The organism is Dietzia sp. NPDC055340 (genome assembly GCF_053645335.1).
The window spans coordinates 42,960-60,770 of the sequence record NZ_JBSHML010000004.1 but is presented as its reverse complement, the minus strand read 5'-3'; the positions used below and the strand labels follow the sequence as shown (position 1 = coordinate 60,770).

The window sequence follows — 17,811 nt, the reverse complement described above, 5'->3', positions numbered from 1 at the left end:
TCACGATGTCCCTGAACCGTGTCTTCGGAACCCGAGTCCAGCGTCTCGGCGCAGCGTTCGCGGCCGTGACGCTGACGATCGTCGGCGTTCCGGCCATCGCCCATGCCGACACCGAGGCGGGCGCGCTGTCGGTCGAGCAGATCGGCCAGGGTTCGGGCGAGGGCAGCGTCGACAAGCTGATCGAGCAGGTTCCCGACGAGATAGTCGTGGGTGGCCCGGCCCTCGGCTCCGCGGGGCTGGAGGCGGCCGGTAGCGGAGAGCTTGTCGGCACGGCGCTGTCCGTCGGCCAGACGCTGGGCTCGGTGGCCCCGCTCGAGGCGGTCGGTTCCGCGGGCGGTTCCGCGGTGGCCTCGGTGGCCTCCTCTGGCCTCGTTCCGGGATCGACCTATGTCAACGCGGTCGGCTCGCTCGGTTCGGGCACCATCGGGCTCGGCTCGGTGGTCATCCCCGAGTACGTCTTCCCGGTGCTCAGCGTGCAGGTCGCCGGCATCGTCACCGCGGAGATGGGCGCGCGCCAGGAGCGAGGGGAGCTGAACGAGGGCGAGCTGAACTTCTGGCACGGGGTCGTCGAGGGCTCCGCCCAGGGCGGCACCATGATCGAGGACGCGGCCAACGCCGCCGGGGCGGAATTGCCCGGTCCGCTGACCGGGAGCATCGATGCGGTGCAGATCGCCGCCGAGTCGGATCCCCACGCGGACAACGAGCGCCGCCGCGTGGAGGCCGAGGCAGCCGCGGCCGCCGCCGAGGCGAACGGCGCCGCCGAGGGGTGACCCGCGCGGGGTCGCCCGTCGGCGACGCCGGGCGAGGGCCGCGGCGTGGAGTCCCGTCAGGCCTGTGTGGTCATCTCCTCGCAGCGGTTCCACAGTGCGGCGGCCACGGCCTCGTCGCGGGACGCGCGCGTGGAGCCGACGATCTTCGGATAACCGGTGAGCTCGCCCGGCCCGTCGGGGCCGATGTAGGCGCCGCCCGCCACGTCGCGAACGGTCGCGGCGTAGAGCTCGGGGAGGGCGCCCCGCTCGGCCGGTTGGACCAGGAACGGGATCTTCTCGGCCGCCCGCATGAACAGGTCCTGGATACCGCTGCCGCTGTGGTACTGCAGGTTCGTGGCCGAATAGCCGGGATGAGCGGCCACCGCCTTGAGGTGTGACCCCTGTGCGTCGAGCCGGCGCTGCTGCTCGTAGGCGAGCATCACGCACGCGAGCTTGGAGGCGGCGTACGCGGACATCGGGATGTAGCGGCGGCGGGTCCAGTCCAGGTCGTCAAGATCGATCGAACCGAAGCGGTGCATGGCCGAGCCCAGCCATACCACCCGGTCAGACAGGGCCGGGGCCAGCTTCCGGGTGAGCGCGAAGTGCCCGAGCACGTTGACGCCGAACTGCATCTCGTGGCCCTGCGGGGTGCGGGCCAGCGGGATGTTCATGACGCCGGCGTTGTTGATCAGGACGTCGGGCTCGCGCGCGGCCAGCAACTCACCGGCGGCGCGGACCGAGTCGAGGTCGGCCAGATCGAGCTGGGTGACCTCGGCTCGGTCCGGCTGCGCGAGCCCGGCGCGTGCCGACTCGGCGCGGGCGGTGTCCCGGCAGGCCATGATGACCCGGGCGCCGGCGGCGGTGAGCGCCTCCGTGGCCTGCAGGCCCAGGCCCGAGTTGGCGCCGGTGATGACGACCGTGCGCCCGGTCTGGTCGGGGATGTCGGCGGTGGTCCATCTGCTCATGGGGGGCAGCTTACGGGCGGCTGGGCTCGAATGGCGGGCGCGCTTCCGGATTCCCGGCACCCGTTCGTCCAGACGTCAGGCGACTTCCCGGGCGACACGTCGGACGGGCGTCAGCCGATCGCGGCGAGGAGGTCGGCGCAGGCCTTCTCGCATCACCGGCACGCTTCACCGCCGACCTCGCAGTGTCCGCGCAGGCGGCAGCGAACATGTCAGGCACGTCAGGTCGTCATCTCCGGTTGACATCGGAGACGTCGCGGACCATCCGTCGTGTTCAACGGTGGGCGCCGGCCAGGTGCTGTCATGTCGCTTCCTGTCGGTGTGGGGCCGAGTCGGTGACCGTGTCCGGCCGAAGGTCCAGCCGGCGCAACAGTTGGGCGTTCGCCGCGACGACGACCGTGGAGAGGGACATCAGGATCGCACCGACGGACATCGGCATCACCACGCCGATCGGCGCGAGCACACCGGCCGCCAACGGAACCGCGATCAGGTTGTAGCCACCCGCCCACCACAGGTTCTGGACCATTTTGCGGTAGGCGGCCTCCGAGAGCGCCCGCACGGAGACCACGGCGCGGGGGTCGTCGGAGGCCAGTACCACGCCGGCCGAGGCGATCGCCACGTCGGTCCCGGCGCCGATTGCCAGGCCCACGTCCGCCTGGGCGAGCGCCGGGGCGTCGTTCACGCCGTCGCCGATCATGGCGACGCGGCGGCCCTCCTCCTGGAGCCGCGAGACGGTAGCGGCCTTGTCCTGGGGACGGACCCCGGCGAAGTAGCGGTCGATCCCCAGTTCGTCAGAGACCGAGGCGGCCACCGCGTCGGCGTCACCGGTGATCATCACGACCTCCAAACCACGGTCATGGAGCGAGTCGACCGCCCTCCTCGACTCGGGACGGACCTCGTCGACCAGTCGCAGTGCGCCGACCACGTCGCCATCGACAAGTACGTGCAGGATGATCGCGCCCTCGGCACGCCACCGGTCAGCGATTCCGAGTTCGCGGCCACCCTCCTGCTCGAGCAGGTACGGTCCACCCACCTGGATGGTCTGTGCCTCGACCGTGGCCTGAACGCCCACGGCCGGCGAGGAACTGAAGTCGGTCGCGGGCGGGATCTCGAGCTCGCGCTGAGCGGCGGCCGAGACGATGGCCTTGGCCAGCGGGTGTTCGGAATCGGACTCGGCCGCAGCAGCCAGGGCCAACACCCGGTCGACCGTCATGCGGCCGCCGGGGTCGACGGCGGTGACGGCGGGTGTGCCCTTGGTCAGGGTTCCGGTCTTGTCGAACAGGACCACGTCGACGGTTCGCATGCTCTCCAGAGCCAAACGGTCCTTGATCAGGACGCCGCCGCGTGCCGCGCGTTCGGTGGCGATCGACACCACCAGCGGGATCGCCAGGCCGAGGGCGTGGGGGCAGGCGATGACCAGCACGGTGATCACGCGGATCACGGCCTCGTCGGGGGTGCCGACGATCGTCCACACGACGGCGGTGATCAGCGCGGCCCCGAGTGCGAACCAGAACAGCCAGGCGGCAGCCCGGTCGGCGAGGCGTTGTGCCCGGGAGGAGGAATTCTGGGCATCGGCGACGAGTTTGCGGATGCCGGCGAGTGCGGTGTCCTCTCCCACGGCACCGACCCGGACGCGGATGCCGGAATCCGTTGCGACGGTGCCTGCCACCACGGGGTCGCCCTCCGCGCGGCGGACCGTGCGGGATTCACCGGTGATCATCGACTCGTCCATGCTCGCGGCACCCTGGACCACCACGCCGTCGGCGGGGACACTGCCACCGGGGCGGATCACCACCACGTCGTCGACTCGCAGCTCGGCGGGCGCGACGGCGACGACGGCGTCGCCCTCGACCCGCTCGGCCTCGTCCGGCAGGAGAGCCGCCAGGGAGTCCAGGGCGGAGCTGGTCTGCGCTAGAGACCGCATCTCGACCCAGTGTCCGAGCAGCATGATGACGATGAGCAGCGCCAACTCCCACCAGAACTCCAGATCGTGGCCGAGCACGCCCACGGTGGACCCCCAGGAGGCGACGAAGGCGACCGTGATGCCGAGGCTGATGAGCAGCATCATCCCCGGCTGCTTGGCCCCCACCTCGTCATAGCCGCCGGAGAGGAAGGGCTGACCGCCCCAGACGTACATCACCGTGCCGAGGACCGGGGCCACCCACAGTCCCCAGCCACTCACCTCGTAGCCGAGGAGGGAGCCGAACATCGGCGAGAACGCCACCGTCGGGATGCCGAGCAGGAGCATGATCCAGAACAGGCGGCGGAACACCTGCACGTGGTCTCCATGGTCATGATCGGCGCCGTGGCCCTGGTGGCCGTGTCCGGTGTGGCTGCCGTGATCGTGGCCATCGGCCTCGCTGTGGTGACCGTGATGCTCGTGGTGGCCGCGGGCGCCGTGATGTGCCCGTGCTGTGCGGACCTCGTCGTCGGCCATAACGGTCGCTGCCTCCTGGGTTCCGGGGATGGGTGCCTACGCGTCGCCAACCATACCCCAGGGGGGTATATTCCCGCCGGGCTCGCTTTACCATTCCCCTACCGACGACATGACGCCTTACTCCCAGGTCGCGGTCTCCGGGTCGACACCGTGCGCGCGGGCATTGGCCTCGACGGCGGCGACGAGCCACTGCGTCAGACCCGGCTCGAGCGCGTCGTACGTCTCGGCGAACCGCTGGTCCTGCGTGTACATCCGGGCCAGGCAGACCTGCATCGAATACGTGCAGTCGTAGAACTGCGCGATCGACGCGCGGTGCCGCTCGGCCAGCTCGGCGGCCTCGGGCGAGGCCGGATCGACGCCGACACGCTTGGCCGCCGCGAGGTCGGCATTGAGCGCGTCCGCGTCGGCCTTGACCTGCTTCCACTCCGCCTTGGACATGCGGGCCGTGCGCTCCTGCGACTGCGCCCACTGCGGGCTGTCGCCCCAGCGTTGCTCTGCCTCGATCTGGTACTCCTCCTTCCAGTCGGTACCGAAGATCTCGACGCGGTCCTCCGGTGTCAGCGGTGCATTCATGGTGATCGCCTCCTTCAGGCGGTCTACTGCGGAGACCATCTCCTGCAGGTGGGAGATCCGTTCGAGGAGCAACTCGCGTTGGCGCGCCAGATGGGCGTGCTCGTCCGCGGCGGGGTCGTCGAGCAGGGAGCCGATCTCGGCCAACGGGAATCCGAGCTCGCGGTAGACGAGTACGCGGTGGATACGGGCGACGTCGTCGTCGTCATACACCCGGTAGTCCGACCACGTCCGCCCGCTCGCCGGCGCCAACCCGATCCGGTCCCAGTGGTGCAGGGTCCGGACGCTCACACCCACGAGCTCGGCGACCGCACCCACGGTGAGGCCCTCGCCAGTCGTCATTCCTCCAGCATCTCTCACATCAACGAGGTTCGGGCCTGACGCGACGTCAGGGTCAAGTCCGCAAGCGGCGCGCCCACGTGACCTCGGACACGCATCCGTTGCTACTCGCCGGTAGCCTCGTGCGCATGAGCCGACCCACGACCCGCGTGTACGACCGTCTTCTCGACCTTGTCGCCATCCCCGAATTCCGCACCGACCCCACGAGCCGCCCCGTCGCGGCAATCAACGAGGTCTTCACCGGCGACCCGCTCGCCGAGATCCCTGCCGGCACTGCCGACGACGTGGTGGCCGCCGTCGAGCGGGCCCGCGCCGCGCAGGTGGCGTGGGCAGAGCGTGGCCCCAAGGACCGCGTCGCCGTCCTCGAGCGGTTCGCCAAGCTGGTCATGCGGAACCGCGACGAGCTGATGAACATCGTCCAGGCCGAGACCGGGAAGAGCCGCGCCTCCGCGCAGGAGGAGGTGCTCGACTGCCTCATCACCGCGCGTCATTACGCCAAGGCCGCGCCCGGCCTGCTCGCGCCCAAGCGCGTCCAGGGCATGCTGCCGGGCCTGACCAAGGCCGTCGTGCACCGCCAGCCCAAGGGTGTCGTGGGCGTGATCGCGCCGTGGAACTACCCGCTCAACCTCGCCGCCACCGACGCCTTGGCCGCGCTGGCCGCCGGCAACGCCGTGGTGATCAAGCCCGCGTCCATCACCCCGTTCTGCGCGCTCGCCGCGGCCGACATGTTCTACCGGGCCGGCCTGCCCCGGGACCTGTTCCAGGTCGTGCCCGGATCGGGCGGGACCGTCGGCGGCGCGATCGTCGAGAACGTGGACTACCTGATGTTCACCGGCTCCACCGCGACCGGCCGGGTGCTCGGGCGTCAGTGCGGCGAGCGGCTGATCGGCTACTCCGCCGAGCTCGGTGGCAAGAACGCCATGATCGTCACCGCCGGTGCGGACCTCGACGAGGTGGCCGAGGTCGCCAGCCGGGCGTTCTACTCGAACTCCGGGCAGCTGTGCATCTCGGTCGAGCGCGTGTACGTGGAGAAGTCGATCGCACCGCAGCTCATCGAGACTCTGACCGCGCGGGTGCGCGCGATGAGCGTCGGGCCCGGCTACGACTTCGAGGCCGAGATGGGCAGTCTCATCTCCCGTGACCAGCTGGATGTGGTGACCACGCACGTCGACGACGCCGTGGCCAAGGGCGCCCGCCTGCTGGCCGGTGGTCGTCCCCGCCCGGATCTGGGGCCGCTGTTCTACGAGCCGACCCTGCTCACCGATGTCCCCGAGGACGCCACCTGCTACGAGGAGGAGACCTTCGGGCCGGTCGTGTCGATCTACCCGGTCGACTCGGTCGAGGAGGCGATCGCCAAGGCCAACGACACCGAGTACGGGCTCAACTCGTCGGTGTTCGCCGGCTCGGACGCCGAGGGCGAGCAGATCGCCGCCCGGCTGCGGACCGGCACCGTCAACGTCGGCGAGGGGTACGTCGCCGGCTGGGGCTCGGTCGCGGGCCCGATGGGCGGCATGGGTGTCTCGGGCGTCGGCCGCCGCCACGGCGACGAGGGCCTGCTCAAGTACACCGAGGCGCAGACCATCGCCACCCAGCGTCTGATCAACATGAGCGGGCCGGGCTTCGTGCCGCGCAAGCGCTGGCAGCAGATGCTCGCGCCGGCCACCAACGCGATGCGGTTCCTGCCGACCCGGTGACCTGAGGGCTTCCTGCCTGCAGCCGGCCAGCGCATCCGGCACTGACCGCGAGCAGCCAGCCAGCCAGCGCATCCGGCGCCGGATGCGCTGGCTGGCTGACTTGCGCTGGGAGAATGCACGCTTGTGCAGGGGTTACGCGCCCGAAATGGACCATTGAGGCAGCGCAAGTCAGAGGGGCAGCGTAACCATCGCCGGTTACGCTGCCCCTCTGCTCTATTCAGGTTCTGCAGCCGCAGCCACGCAGCCGCAGCCACGCAGCCGCGGCGTTGGCCGCGCGCCCTCAGTCGCCGCGGCGCAAGAGGAAGAACGCCCCGCCGATCAGCACGACCGCCAGGCCGGCGACCACCCAGATCACCGGGTTGACGCCCTCGTCGGACGCCGACTCCTCGGCCGCGTCGACCTCGGCCTCCCCGGCCTCGGTCTCGACGCTCTGGTCGCCGCCGCTCCCGGGCTGCGCCTCGCTCCCGGCGGCACCCGTGGAGTCGGCACCCTCGCCGGCGCCCGAGTCGATCACGCTGAACACCGAGGACCCGCTCACGACGTGCCCGTCGGCCGACGTCACGCGGTAGCCGACGGTGTAGTTTCCCGGCGCCAGGTCCTCGACCTGCGCGGTCACGGTCTCGCCCGCGACGGTCGGCTCGCCGGACACCCGATTGGTGGAGTCCTCCGCGGACGTCACGGCGACGGTCACGAAGTTCTGGTTGATCTCCTCGTTGAAGGTCAACACGATCTGCTCGGGTGAGTCGGCGACCTCGCTGCCGTCCTCCGGATCGCTGGAGATCAGCACCGAGTGAGCCGCCGCCACCGGCGCCATCATCACGGCCGGGACGCTCGCCCCTCCGAGCAGGGCCGTGGCCGCCGCGACGGCCCCGAGCCTCCTACGGAATCCGCTCACGGCTTCACCCCGAGACGCGCGAACACGTCCTTGTTGATCCGGTCGAGCTCCCCGGAGATCGAGGAGTGCACCTCGCGACGCTGCGCGGTGGGCGTGGTCTCGGCGGCCTCGACGGCGGCACGCAGATCCTGGAGCCGGGTGCGGGTGGACGCGACGAAGTCGGTGACCTCCCGCTCGCCGCCGCGGTTGACCTCGAGCTGGTCGAGGGTCTGCTCGAGCCGCACGATGCGCACACCGAGCGCCGCACCGGGGCCGGTGGCGTTGATGCCGGCCGACTTGAGGTCCACGGCGCCGGCGGCCGAGCCCGAGTCGGAGGACTGCGCGTTGGAGACGAGCTTGTAGATCATCGGCAGCAGGACCGGGGTGGCGATCTTGGCCAGGCCCAGCCAACGCTGCAGGTCCTCCTTGCCGATCTTGGTGCCGTCGAGCTTCTTCAGCTCCATCTCGGCGAGCTGGTACTCGTGCTTGCGGCCGGCGGCGTCGATCTTCTCCGCCAGCTTGCGGTCCTTGGCCAGCACCTTCCCCTCGCGCTTGAGGGTGGCGCGCTCCTGCTTGGCCAGCGCCTTCTCGCCCTTACGGTCCCGCTTGGAGGACTTCTGGGACAGCTTGTCCATCTTCTTGGCGCGCTTCTCCTCGCGCCGGGCCTTGCGGTCCGCGTTGCGACGGGCGAGCTTGGCCCGCTCCTTGGTCTCGGCCAGGTCGACGCGGTGGGCCTCCCGGGCCTTCTCGCGGGTCTCCTTGGCGGCGAGCTTCGCCTCGGTCATCGCGGTGGACTTCAGGGCCCGGGCGTGGGCCTTCAGCTCGGCACGCTTGTCGCGGTAGGTCGTCAGCTTGCCCATGGGCGTCGATCCTTCTCTCGTCGCGAACATCAGGCCACCAGCCTAGGCGAACTGCCGGTGCCGCAGGACCGGACGGTCGCACGGAAGCGGCAGTTCGGCTCTGTCTGGTCCATGATGGACCGTGATGGAGGATGCCGCGAACGCCACGCCAGGGTCCCCCGACGATGCGGTGGTGGGGCCGGCGTCCGGGGCCCGCTGTCTGCACCGCGTGGCCCGGGAGCGGGACGCGGGTCCGGGCTGGTGGCGGTGGGCGCCGGTGGACGAGGGCGTGCGGTTGCGTGCGATGGCGGCCGCGGATCGCCGCGCGGGCCTGCGGGAGCGCGCGCTGCGCGGAGCGAGTCCGGGCGACCAGACCTCGGACGCGTATGTGGTGGACGTGGTGGGGGACCACTGGACGGATCTGCCGGGGGATCAGCCCGACGACGACGACGTCGCCGCGACCCTGCACGCGCTCACCGACGGGGCGACATTGGTGTGGGGTGCCGCCCTGCCCGCTGATCCGGTCACCGGTCGGGAGGGCATGCGCTGCGCATTGGCCGCGGTGCCCGGGGGCGGGTACGCCCCGGTGCTGGTGGTCAATCACAAGGTGGTCGACCCGCGACGCGGCGGGAGCTCCTCGCGGGCGCTGGTCACCCGGCTCCTGGACTGGCACCCGGCGCCGGATCCGACCCTGCGGGTGCGGCGGCACCCCGGGGACCTGGACCGGCTGGTCCACGCGTGGCACCTGCTGGAGGCGGTCGGCCACGCCGCGGCGGAGCCGGTGGGGGCGGTGCTCGGACTGGGGTCGTCTCGCTCGGTGGTGCACGACCTACGGCCGGTCCTCGAGTCGGCCGGACGCGCCCATGACACGCGGCTGGCGGTCGTGCGCGGCGAGCTGGACACCGTCCCGAGCCGGATCGGCGAATGCCGCACCTGCCCCTGGTGGGAGGGATGGGTGGGACGGGACGGGCCGGTGACGGGCTGCCGCGACCGGCTGGTCGTGGCGGATGACGTCAGCCTCGTCGTCGGGGGCGGACAGGTGGGCCCCCTCCACGCGGTGGGGATCCGCACCGTGGCCGAGCTCGCGGACGCCGGTCCCGACCGGCCGGCCGACTGGAACGGCGAGCCGTTCGCGGACGCCGTGTTGCGCGCGCGGGCGCACCGGGACGGCGAGGTCGTGGTGCCCAAGGTCGCCCGGCCGTCCATCCCGCGGGCCGACATCGAGGTCGACGTGGATCTCGAGAGCCACCTCGACGACGGCGCCTACCTGTGGGGCACGCTGCTGACGCTGCGCGACGGGCGGCCACTCGAGGAGGAGGGGTACCGCCCGTTCGCCACGTGGGCCCGCCTGCCCGATCCGGACGAGGGCCGGTCGTTCGCCGAGTTCTGGCGCTGGCTCACCGCGATCCGGGACCGGGCGGCCGGCCAGGGGCGCACGTTCCGGGCCTACTGCTACTCCAAGTCGGCGGAGAACGGCTGGATGTTGTCGACGGCGTCGAGGTTCGGGCCGGAGGGCACGCGGGCCGTCGTCAAAGGGGTGCCGTCGGTTGCCGAGGTACGGCGGTTCCTGTCCTCCCCGCAGTGGGTTGACGTGCACGAGGCGGTGACCGGCCAGTTCGTCTCCACCTCGGGGCTCGGCCTCAAGGTCGTGGCGCCGGTCGCCGGGTTCACGTGGCGCGACCCCGAGGCCGGCGGCGAGGCCTCTATCGGCTGGTACCGCGACGCGCAGGCCGCACGGGGCGTCGAGCGAGACTCGGGCCGGGCCCGGATCCTGGCCTACAACGAGGACGACGTGCGGGCCACGCGGGCGGTGCGGGAGTGGATTTCGCGGATGCCGTGATCCGCCGCTGTCCGCTGTCCGCTGTCGCTGCCAGCTGTCGCTTGGCCCGCCGCGTCAGCTACCGCCCGGACCGCCCGCGTGGGTTGCACGACATCGCCCTCGGGCTGCAAGACAGAATGCGCGAGATCCCGGCTGGAATTCGCGCATTCTGTCGTGCAACTGCGGTGACGCGTCGTGCAACCCGAGGCGGCGGCGCGTCACGCGGCCGCGGGGGGCCTGCGAGCGCTGCTCAGCGCGGGGGCACGCTGCTCAGCGCGGGGCCATGCGCAGGGCGCCGTCCATGCGGAAGCTCTCGCCGTTGAGGTAGTCGTGCTCGACGATCGCGTTGGCCAGCTGCGCGTAGTCCGACGGACGGCCCAGGCGCGAGGGGAACGGAATCGCGGCCTCGAGGGACTTCTGGAACTCCTCGGTCAGGCCCTTGAGCATCGGGGTCTCGATGGTGCCCGGGGCGATGGTGTTGACGCGGATGCCGAACTGGGCGAGGTCACGCGCGGCACAGATGCCCATCGAGTAGACGCCACCCTTCGAGGCGGCGTAGGCGATCTGGCCGACCTGGCCCTCGTAGGCGGCGACGGAGGCGGTGTTGATGATGACGCCGCGCTGGCCGTCCTCGTCCACGGTGTCCTGGGTGGACATGGCCTCGGCGGCCAGACGCATGACGTTGAAGGTGCCCACGAGGTTCACCGAGATGCAGGTCTGGAACAGGTCGAGGGCGTGCACGCCGCGCTTGGAGACGATGCGGGCGGCCGGCGCGATGCCGGCGCAGTTGACCACGACGCGCAGCGGGGCGGCCTCGGTGGCGCGGGCGATCGCGGCCTGGACGTCGGACTCGCTGGTGACGTCGGCGGCGATGAGGGTGATGCCCTCGTCGATGCCCTGCTCGACGGCCTTGTCGATGGACTGCTGCAGGTCCAGACCGAAGACGGTGGCGCCCTTCTCGGCGAACGACCGCGCGGTGGCGTTGCCCAGACCGGAGGCGGCGCCGGTGACGATGACGGATGCACCCTTGATGTCCACGGGCGATGTCCTTTCCTTGGGGGGTCAAGCACTGGAGAAGTGCAATTACTAGGCAGTGCAAGTGTTACGCCCACCAGTGTCCCAGAACCGCCGTCAGCGGACGTGGAAGGCCTGGCTCTGCCCCCGCACGGGGAAGAGTCGGCCGTCGATTCCCCGGCCGGAGGCGGTGTAGACGATCCGGTACTCGCCGCTCGGGGTGCCGTTCGGGATATCCCAGGTGATCAGGGCGTTCGTGACGGTGAGCAGGCCCTCGAACACGATCATCGTGGACCAGTCGCCGTCGTCGTGGGCCCGCACCCAGCGGCCGCCGTCGTTGCGCTCGACAGCGAGGTAGGTGTCGCCGCGGCGCAGGTCGGAATTGGGGTGGGTGCCGCTGAACCGGACCGTCACCCGCTGGCCGATCCGGTACTCGGTCTGCGGCGGGTCGAGCACGTCGCCGAAGTTCCGCAGCGGGGCCGGGGTGTCCACGAGCGGGTTGCCGAGCGGCGAGGTGGGGACCCGGCCGGTGAGGTCACGCTCCGGGGAGCCGGGGTCGAGCGGCGTGCCCGCGCGCATGGAGCGGGCCAGGTCGGCGGCGACCTGCTGGATCGCCGGGAGAGTCCACGGGCCGAAGATGGTCGCGCCGCCCTCGTAGTTCTGTGCGGCGTACTCCTCGGGAGTGGTGACGTAGTGACCGTAGGCGTTGGAGTAGCCCTGCACGGTGACGTGATCCTCGGGCACGCCCAGTTCCGCGGCGAGTGTCCTCCGCAGCCGCAGTCCGGCCACGATGGTCGGCTCGAACCCGAGGGCGAACAGGTGGTGCCCGCCGAGCCGCACCAGGTGGAACGGGAAGACGCGCTGGATGGCGTTCGGGACCAGCCCCATGGGGAGCAGGACGTCCTTGGGGGCGTGCGCCTCGCGGAGCCAGGCCGGGATCACCACGTCGGTGATGGACTTGATCGCGGGGTTGCCGCCGCGATCACCCTCGGCGAAGGGCAGTTCGTCGCCACCGCCGCCGTCCTCCTGGCTGCCGGAGGCGAACGATGCGCCCAGCGCCGCGACGGCGGTCCGATGGGTGCGGCCGTCACCGGTGAACTCGGGTCGCACCTCCACCGCCGACATGTCGACCCACGTGTGCCGCACGTCGATGCCGCCGCCGAGTCCGCGCACGCCGCGGCCGATCTGGTCCCGCGCCGCGGCGTACTGCCGCTCGCCGTTGATACGGGTGTTGAGCCACTCGTCGGCGGTCGGCCCCTGCCCGGGCTCGAGGTCGAGGTTGGGGCTGATGTCGCCGGGGTTGGTCTGGGCGAACGCGGTGATCAAGCCGGGGGTGCCGCCGGCGAGGTAGTCCTGCCCGGCGACCTCCCGCTCCCAGTGCCAGGCGGCGTAGCCCTTGTTATCGGAGGACGCGAGCAGCGAGTGCGAGGTCATGGAGGTGGCGTGGGTGGCGAACCAGTTGAGCACGCCGACGAGCCGGCCGCCGCGGGTGATCTGGAGAGACTGGGAGCGCGGGTCGATGCCCTCGGGGAAGTGCGCCCGCTCCTCGGGGGTGTCGCGGTCGAACGAGCCACGCGAGCGGTTGACGCCGGCGTCGCGCAGGGCGCCGGTGGTCACCCCGACGGTCGAGGGGGCGAGGTCGTGGTGCGCCATGCGGACCGCGTCGACGATGCCGGCGCAGTTGGCCTCGAAGGTGACCGGGCGGAAGCCCAACATCGACAGGTCGACCATCGGGTGGCCGGAGGTGCCGCCGGGTGCGACGTGGGTGTGCGTGGCGGTGATGACCACGTTGCCCTCGTGGTAGGTGCTGCCGAACTCGGCCGCCAGGCGGCGCAGGACCTCCTGTTGGATGGACTGGAAGACGAGCCCGATCTCCGCCGTGACGTGGAGGAACCGGGGTGACGACGACGAGTCCGCGAAGATGAATGCCCGCGCGCGCTGCCGCAGGTGCAGGCCGACCGAGATCTGCTCGGTGTCCGCGTACCCGTTGAATCCGGCACCCAGCGGCTCTCCGGTCATGTCGCCGATACCGCGGCCGACGTACATGGCGGTGGGCTGAGCGGTCGCCAGGGGTGGCAGAACGGATTGCAGGGCCGCGACCCCGCCGAGCGCTGCTGCCCCGCCGAGTACCGTGCGGCGGCTGACCGTGGCCGGGCGTGCGGGTTTCGGGTCGGCGGTGCTCGGGCTGCCGTGGGTCTGGTCGGCGGTCATCGGGGCTCCCCGGGTGTGTGGGCGTCAGGTGACCCGGGTCCGGTGATCGAGGTCACGTCGTTCAGGGCGACGGTACCCAATCGGACGCTCGTCCGGCGGTTCTCTCTGCGGGCCGGCCGGCCCGCGGCACACCCGGACTTGCCTTCCACACGGCCGGTGGCCGGGGTAGGAGCGTGTCCTACCCCGGCCTCCGGGGTGCTCGATCGTGCGCGGGGCGTCGCCGCCCGGGTCGGACGAGCGGTGTCAGCCCTTGGCAGCGGCGTAGCGCTGGGCGACGTCCTCCCAGTTGATGACGTTCCACCAGGCCTTGACGTAGTCCGGCTTGACGTTCTTGTACTGGAGGTAGAAGGCGTGCTCCCACATGTCCAGCATGAGCAGCGGGGTGATGTTGATGGAGATGTTGCCCTGCTGGTCGGTGAGCTGCTGGATGACCAGCCGCTGCCCGATGTGGTCCCAGCCCAGGACGGACCAGCCCGAACCCTGCAGCGTGGTGGCCACGGCGTTGAAGTGGGTCTGGAACTTGTCGAACGAGCCGAACTCGGCGTCGATCGCAGCGGCGAGCTCACCCTCGGGCTGGCCGCCGCCGTTCGGCGACATGTTCTTCCAGAACACCGAGTGGTTGGTGTGGCCGCCCAGGTGGAAGGCCAGGTTCTTGCTCAGCAGCGGGGCCTTGGCGGCGATGGTGCCGTCCTCGCGGGCCTCGGCGAGCTGCTCGAGGGCGTCGTTGGCGCCCTTGACGTAGGTGGCGTGGTGCTTGGAGTGGTGGAGCTCCATGATCTCGCCCGAGATATGGGGCTCGAGAGCGCCGTAGTCGTAGTCGAGATCGGGAAGAACGTACTCGGCCATAGTGGAGTGTCCTTTCAATTGGGTGACGCGCTGCGCTCGGGTCTCGCCCGTGTCGCCCGTCACGACGTCCGCTTCCCACCATAGTGATCCGGCAGCCGTCGCGTCGGCCCCGTCCCCGCGGCTTCCGGCTCCCTCCGCCGCGCGGCGCCCCGGTCCGTCGGTGTGTGGGCCCGGAGACGTGGGGTGAACTGCCATGATCGGGGGCGTGGATCACTCGGATAGGCCAGCCGGCCGTGTCATCTCCGTGTCAGCGGTGGTGCTGACCCGACCCGACGGCGCGGTGGTGACGGTGCGCAAAGCGGGCACCGATCGCTTCATGCTCCCCGGCGGGAAGTGGGAGCGCGACGAATCGCCGCTCGAGTGCGCGATCCGCGAGCTCGACGAGGAGCTGGGGGTGAGGCTGTCACCCGGGCAGCTCACGCCGCTCGGCCGGTTCACCACGGCCACCGCCAACGAACCCGGCTTCCGGCTGGTGTCGGAGGTCTTCGCGGCAGGGGTCGACGGACATCAGCGACCCCGGGCCGAGATCGCCGAGGCGCGGTGGGTGACGACCGGGCAGATGGCGGAGATCGCCGCGCGCGACGAGTCGGACTGTGCGCCGTGGGCTCCGCTGCTGGTCCGCGTGGCCCGCGACCACCTCACGTAGCCGCCGTGGTGGCTGCCGGCCGCGGTCAGACGGCGAGGAGCGCGACGAGGAGGACCAGGAGGACGAGGGCGGCCGTCACGGTCATCCGCAGGTTGCGGCGCCGGACGTGGTCGCTGCACCCCGAACCCTCGAACGGCTGATTCTGTTCGCCGTCGAGGATGTCGCGCAGTTGCTGCGCGACGGGTTTGGAACCTGACACGTCGAGACCCCCTCGCTCGTACTTGCGTCAGCCTAACGCGAACTATGGCACTCGTCACATCTCATCCGGGTCACGATCGCGGAACAGGGTTACCCTGGCGGCATGGGCTGGCTACAGGATGCGATCCGACTTTCCGCGATGCGTACGGCGACCGAGGTCATCGACGCCGAATCGGCGTTGCCGGGCCGGCAGGAGCCGGTCCCGGTCGCGTCGGCGAACATCGTCACCGGCAATCCCATGACCCCGCCGTTCCCGGACGGGCACGAATCGATCGTGCTCGGGCTGGGCTGCTTCTGGGGTGCGGAGAAGGTGCTCTGGGAACTCGACGGCGTATGGACCACCTCGGTGGGATACGCCGGCGGCTGGACTCCCAACCCCTCGTATCAGGAGGTCTGCACCGGCGGCACCGGCCACACGGAGGTCGTCCGGGTGGTGTTCGACCCGCAGGTGCTTCCGGTCGAGAAGCTGCTGGCGACGTTCTTCGAATGGCACGACCCCACCCAGGGGATGCGTCAGGGCAACGACATGGGCACGCAGTACCGCTCGGCGGTCCTGACCTCCACCCCGGCACAGCTCGAGGCGGCCCGCCGGATCGCCGACGCCTACGGCGAGAAGCTCGCCGATGCCGGCTTCGGGTCGGTGACCACCGAGCTCGGCATGCTGGACGAGGTCAGGTCGGGGCGGTACTTCTTCGCCGAGGACTACCACCAGCAGTACCTGGTCAAGAACCCCGGCGGTTACGACTGTCACGTGCGCAGCGGGGTCGCCTGCCCGGCCTGATCGCGGCCGGAGGGATGCAGAAGGGCCCCGCCGGGAGAATTCCCGGGCGGGGCCCTTCTGTCGGATCCTGCGAGTTCAGCTCACCGTGAGGTCACGGGGCCGGATGCTCGGATCAGATGACGGTGATGTTCTCCGCCTGCAGGCCCTTGGCGCCCTGCGCGACGTCGAAGGAGACCTGCTGGTTCTCCTCGAGCGAGCGGTAGCCCGAGCCCTGGATGGCGGAGAAGTGGGCGAAGACGTCGGCCGAGCCGTCGTCGGGGGCGATGAAGCCGAAGCCCTTGTCAGCGTTGAACCACTTCACGGTACCGGTAGCCATAGTGGCGTCCTTTCGAGAGTCGGTGCCCCGCTTGTCGGGACACCAGGTGATGCAGCAGAGAGCGAGCTGTGTTTCCCTGCGGTGCCGCATCATCCCCGAGAGGACGGTGGTCTACAGAAATACAACGTACTGTTTCAACTACTGGCAATGACACTACATACCAAGAGGCGTTACGTCACGTCTTCGTGATGACGCGTACATGAACTAATGGTGTCGGCCTCCGCGGGCGGCCGCCCGCACCACCTCGGCGAGGACCAGAGCGTGGTTGTGCTCGGTGTCTTTCGCGGCGTATGCCAGCACGACCCCGGGATCAGCGGCCAGCCCGGCCAGATGGTCGACGGCCTCCGCGCCCTCGGCGCTGTCGAGCTCGGCCCGGTAGCGCTCGGAGAACTCCTCGAAATCGAGGTCCCCGCCGTGGAACTCCTTGCGCAGCTCCGGACTCGGGGCGGCGTCCTTGCACCACTCGTCGTGGGCGAAGGCGTCCTTGCGCACGCCCCGCGGCCACAGGCGGTCCACGAGCACCACGCTCGCGCCGCCGGGATCGGCCTCGCCCGAGACGAGGTCGTGGACTCGGATGCACGTCACGGCCATGCGTCCATCCTGCGCCTCCGACCCGCCTCGGGGCCAGCGTCGACGGTGCCGGCCCGCGCTGTGCCAGCATGGGGCGCATGACCACACCGCGACGGCAGGGGCAGTGGCGCTGGGTCGCGCACCCGCCGTGGCGCCCCCCGACGCAGGTGGCCCGCCCGCCGGTCCCCCGGCACCGCGCCGGGCCGGCGTGGCGGCAGCGGACGCCCCGCTACCCGGCCACCCCGCGCTGGGGACTCCCGCTGGTCGCGGTCCCCAGGCAGCTCGAGCCGCCGGCCGCCCCGAGGCGGACCCGGTTGGCCGACGCGGCCCCCGGCATCGCGGGCGCGGCCATCGCCTGGTTCGTCGCCACCGCCGTAGCCCACGGCCTGCGCTACCTCGCCCTGGCCTGGTACGCCGACCGGGTGGCGCCCTGGTGGATCGAGGCGGTCACCACCGCCCTGGTCTGGGTGACCGGCACCGTCGCGATCGCGATCGCCGTCAGCGCGGCCGTCACGGCCACGGCCTGGCTCGTCGAGGCACGCCGACGGGCGTACGAGCCCGGCACGGACCCCCGGTCGCGGGTCGGCTTGTGGGCGGGCAGCCTCGTCGTCGTCGTCAACTTCTTCCGCCTCCCCGTCTACCTGGAGGAACTGCGCCGGGCGTCCCCGCGCGCCCCGTCCCGATCCGCACTGCGCCGCTGGTGGGCAGCCTGGGCGGTCGACGTCGGGGCCGTCGCGGTGGCCTACTGGAGGAGCACCGGCGACGGGCCCCAGGCCGCCGCCGACACCGTCCTGCTCACCATGGTCGCGGCACTCACCGCCGCCTGGGCGTTCCGCGAGACACGGGGTGTCATGCGGAGTTTCAACGACCCTTCCCCTCGGTTCACCCGCCGGTTCATCGCGGCGGGGATCGTGGGGTCGGAGTCCGCATCCCGGAAGGAGTGAGA

Annotated in this window: 17 protein-coding genes; 6 read left to right on the top strand and 11 right to left on the bottom strand. The window is 71.0% G+C overall.

Going from position 1 to position 17,811, the window contains the following annotated elements; genetic code table 11:
- The first annotated feature begins 5 nt into the window (after nucleotides 1–5).
- A complete protein-coding gene (locus ACWIFB_RS03710) occupies nucleotides 6–770 on the top strand; it encodes a hypothetical protein (RefSeq protein ID WP_454057357.1) in 765 nt (254 codons plus the stop codon).
- A gap of 56 nt (nucleotides 771–826) precedes the next feature.
- On the opposite strand, the gene ACWIFB_RS03705 is transcribed toward ACWIFB_RS03710, so the two are convergent.
- From ACWIFB_RS03705 to ACWIFB_RS03695, 3 genes are all read right to left on the bottom strand, one after another.
- Entirely contained in the window at nucleotides 827–1,714 is an 888-nt protein-coding gene (locus ACWIFB_RS03705; RefSeq protein WP_452099784.1) for an oxidoreductase, read from the bottom strand.
- Nucleotides 1,715–2,012: 298 nt separating this feature from the next.
- A complete protein-coding gene (locus tag ACWIFB_RS03700; protein WP_454057356.1) occupies nucleotides 2,013–4,148 on the bottom strand; it encodes a heavy metal translocating P-type ATPase in 2,136 nt (711 codons plus the stop codon).
- A 117-nt stretch (nucleotides 4,149–4,265) separates the two neighbouring features.
- Nucleotides 4,266–5,060 carry a MerR family transcriptional regulator gene (locus ACWIFB_RS03695; RefSeq protein WP_454057355.1) on the bottom strand — a complete coding sequence of 265 codons (795 nt, stop codon included), beginning with the start codon at nucleotides 5,058–5,060 and terminating at the stop codon, nucleotides 4,266–4,268.
- 125 nt (nucleotides 5,061–5,185) lie between these two features.
- Here ACWIFB_RS03695 and ACWIFB_RS03690 point away from each other — a divergent pair, with 125 nt between their 5' ends.
- Nucleotides 5,186–6,751, top strand: a complete 1,566-nt coding sequence (locus ACWIFB_RS03690) for a succinic semialdehyde dehydrogenase (protein ID WP_454057354.1) — start codon at nucleotides 5,186–5,188, stop codon at nucleotides 6,749–6,751.
- Between the two features lie 280 nt (nucleotides 6,752–7,031).
- Here ACWIFB_RS03690 and ACWIFB_RS03685 read toward each other — a convergent pair whose 3' ends face one another.
- Both ACWIFB_RS03685 and ACWIFB_RS03680 read right to left on the bottom strand, forming a co-directional pair.
- On the bottom strand, nucleotides 7,032–7,646 hold the full coding sequence (locus ACWIFB_RS03685) for a copper resistance CopC family protein (protein ID WP_454057353.1): 615 nt from the start codon (nucleotides 7,644–7,646) through the stop codon (nucleotides 7,032–7,034).
- Nucleotides 7,643–8,485, bottom strand: a complete 843-nt coding sequence (locus tag ACWIFB_RS03680) for a DUF6474 family protein (RefSeq protein WP_454057352.1) — start codon at nucleotides 8,483–8,485, stop codon at nucleotides 7,643–7,645. Before ACWIFB_RS03680 ends, ACWIFB_RS03685 begins: the two co-directional genes overlap by 4 nt.
- Nucleotides 8,486–8,609: 124 nt before the next feature.
- Between ACWIFB_RS03680 and ACWIFB_RS03675 the strand changes: the two genes are divergently transcribed.
- Nucleotides 8,610–10,304 carry a TM0106 family RecB-like putative nuclease gene (locus ACWIFB_RS03675; RefSeq protein WP_454057351.1) on the top strand — a complete coding sequence of 565 codons (1,695 nt, stop codon included), beginning with the start codon at nucleotides 8,610–8,612 and terminating at the stop codon, nucleotides 10,302–10,304.
- 249 nt (nucleotides 10,305–10,553) lie between these two features.
- On the opposite strand, the gene ACWIFB_RS03670 is transcribed toward ACWIFB_RS03675, so the two are convergent.
- From ACWIFB_RS03670 to ACWIFB_RS03660, 3 genes are all read right to left on the bottom strand, one after another.
- Nucleotides 10,554–11,321 carry an SDR family NAD(P)-dependent oxidoreductase gene (locus ACWIFB_RS03670; RefSeq protein WP_230930865.1) on the bottom strand — a complete coding sequence of 256 codons (768 nt, stop codon included), beginning with the start codon at nucleotides 11,319–11,321 and terminating at the stop codon, nucleotides 10,554–10,556.
- Between the two features lie 93 nt (nucleotides 11,322–11,414).
- Nucleotides 11,415–13,508: a neutral/alkaline non-lysosomal ceramidase N-terminal domain-containing protein gene (locus ACWIFB_RS03665; RefSeq protein ID WP_454057350.1), complete on the bottom strand. Its 2,094-nt coding sequence runs from the start codon at nucleotides 13,506–13,508 to the stop codon at nucleotides 11,415–11,417.
- Nucleotides 13,509–13,751: 243 nt separating this feature from the next.
- Nucleotides 13,752–14,354, bottom strand: a complete 603-nt coding sequence (locus tag ACWIFB_RS03660) for a superoxide dismutase (RefSeq protein ID WP_452099792.1) — start codon at nucleotides 14,352–14,354, stop codon at nucleotides 13,752–13,754.
- A 205-nt stretch (nucleotides 14,355–14,559) separates the two neighbouring features.
- Between ACWIFB_RS03660 and ACWIFB_RS03655 the strand changes: the two genes are divergently transcribed.
- Complete coding sequence (locus tag ACWIFB_RS03655) at nucleotides 14,560–15,000, top strand: NUDIX hydrolase (RefSeq protein ID WP_452099793.1); 441 nt, start codon at nucleotides 14,560–14,562, stop codon at nucleotides 14,998–15,000.
- Between the two features lie 25 nt (nucleotides 15,001–15,025).
- Here ACWIFB_RS03655 and ACWIFB_RS03650 read toward each other — a convergent pair whose 3' ends face one another.
- Entirely contained in the window at nucleotides 15,026–15,199 is a 174-nt protein-coding gene (locus ACWIFB_RS03650) for a hypothetical protein (RefSeq protein ID WP_230930861.1), read from the bottom strand.
- Nucleotides 15,200–15,301: 102 nt separating this feature from the next.
- Between ACWIFB_RS03650 and msrA the strand changes: the two genes are divergently transcribed.
- Nucleotides 15,302–15,979 (top strand): peptide-methionine (S)-S-oxide reductase MsrA, encoded by a 678-nt coding sequence (gene msrA / locus ACWIFB_RS03645; RefSeq protein WP_452099794.1) that lies wholly within the window; start codon nucleotides 15,302–15,304, stop codon nucleotides 15,977–15,979.
- A 112-nt stretch (nucleotides 15,980–16,091) separates the two neighbouring features.
- On the opposite strand, the gene ACWIFB_RS03640 is transcribed toward msrA, so the two are convergent.
- The gene (locus ACWIFB_RS03640; protein ID WP_230930860.1) at nucleotides 16,092–16,295 is read right to left on the bottom strand and encodes a cold-shock protein; all 204 of its coding nucleotides are present in this window, start codon (nucleotides 16,293–16,295) and stop codon (nucleotides 16,092–16,094) included.
- Between the two features lie 204 nt (nucleotides 16,296–16,499).
- Nucleotides 16,500–16,886, bottom strand: coding sequence for a DUF488 domain-containing protein (locus tag ACWIFB_RS03635; protein ID WP_452099795.1), 387 nt, complete (start codon nucleotides 16,884–16,886; stop codon nucleotides 16,500–16,502).
- A gap of 77 nt (nucleotides 16,887–16,963) precedes the next feature.
- On the opposite strand from ACWIFB_RS03635, the gene ACWIFB_RS03630 reads away from it, so the two are divergent.
- Nucleotides 16,964–17,809 carry a DUF4328 domain-containing protein gene (locus ACWIFB_RS03630; RefSeq protein WP_454057349.1) on the top strand — a complete coding sequence of 282 codons (846 nt, stop codon included), beginning with the start codon at nucleotides 16,964–16,966 and terminating at the stop codon, nucleotides 17,807–17,809.
- Nucleotides 17,810–17,811 lie beyond the last annotated feature (2 nt).

Coding starts and splice junctions, on each gene's coding strand:
- ACWIFB_RS03710 (WP_454057357.1), top strand. CDS start 6: ATGTCCCTGAACCGTGTCTTCGGAACCCGAGTCCAGCGTCTCGGCGCA.
- ACWIFB_RS03705 (WP_452099784.1), bottom strand. CDS start 1,714: ATGAGCAGATGGACCACCGCCGACATCCCCGACCAGACCGGGCGCACG.
- ACWIFB_RS03700 (WP_454057356.1), bottom strand. CDS start 4,148: ATGGCCGACGACGAGGTCCGCACAGCACGGGCACATCACGGCGCCCGC.
- ACWIFB_RS03695 (WP_454057355.1), bottom strand. CDS start 5,060: ATGACGACTGGCGAGGGCCTCACCGTGGGTGCGGTCGCCGAGCTCGTG.
- ACWIFB_RS03690 (WP_454057354.1), top strand. CDS start 5,186: ATGAGCCGACCCACGACCCGCGTGTACGACCGTCTTCTCGACCTTGTC.
- ACWIFB_RS03680 (WP_454057352.1), bottom strand. CDS start 8,485: ATGGGCAAGCTGACGACCTACCGCGACAAGCGTGCCGAGCTGAAGGCC.
- ACWIFB_RS03675 (WP_454057351.1), top strand. CDS start 8,610: ATGGAGGATGCCGCGAACGCCACGCCAGGGTCCCCCGACGATGCGGTG.
- ACWIFB_RS03665 (WP_454057350.1), bottom strand. CDS start 13,508: ATGACCGCCGACCAGACCCACGGCAGCCCGAGCACCGCCGACCCGAAA.
- ACWIFB_RS03660 (WP_452099792.1), bottom strand. CDS start 14,354: ATGGCCGAGTACGTTCTTCCCGATCTCGACTACGACTACGGCGCTCTC.
- msrA (WP_452099794.1), top strand. CDS start 15,302: ATGGGCTGGCTACAGGATGCGATCCGACTTTCCGCGATGCGTACGGCG.
- ACWIFB_RS03640 (WP_230930860.1), bottom strand. CDS start 16,295: ATGGCTACCGGTACCGTGAAGTGGTTCAACGCTGACAAGGGCTTCGGC.
- ACWIFB_RS03635 (WP_452099795.1), bottom strand. CDS start 16,886: ATGGCCGTGACGTGCATCCGAGTCCACGACCTCGTCTCGGGCGAGGCC.
- ACWIFB_RS03630 (WP_454057349.1), top strand. CDS start 16,964: ATGACCACACCGCGACGGCAGGGGCAGTGGCGCTGGGTCGCGCACCCG.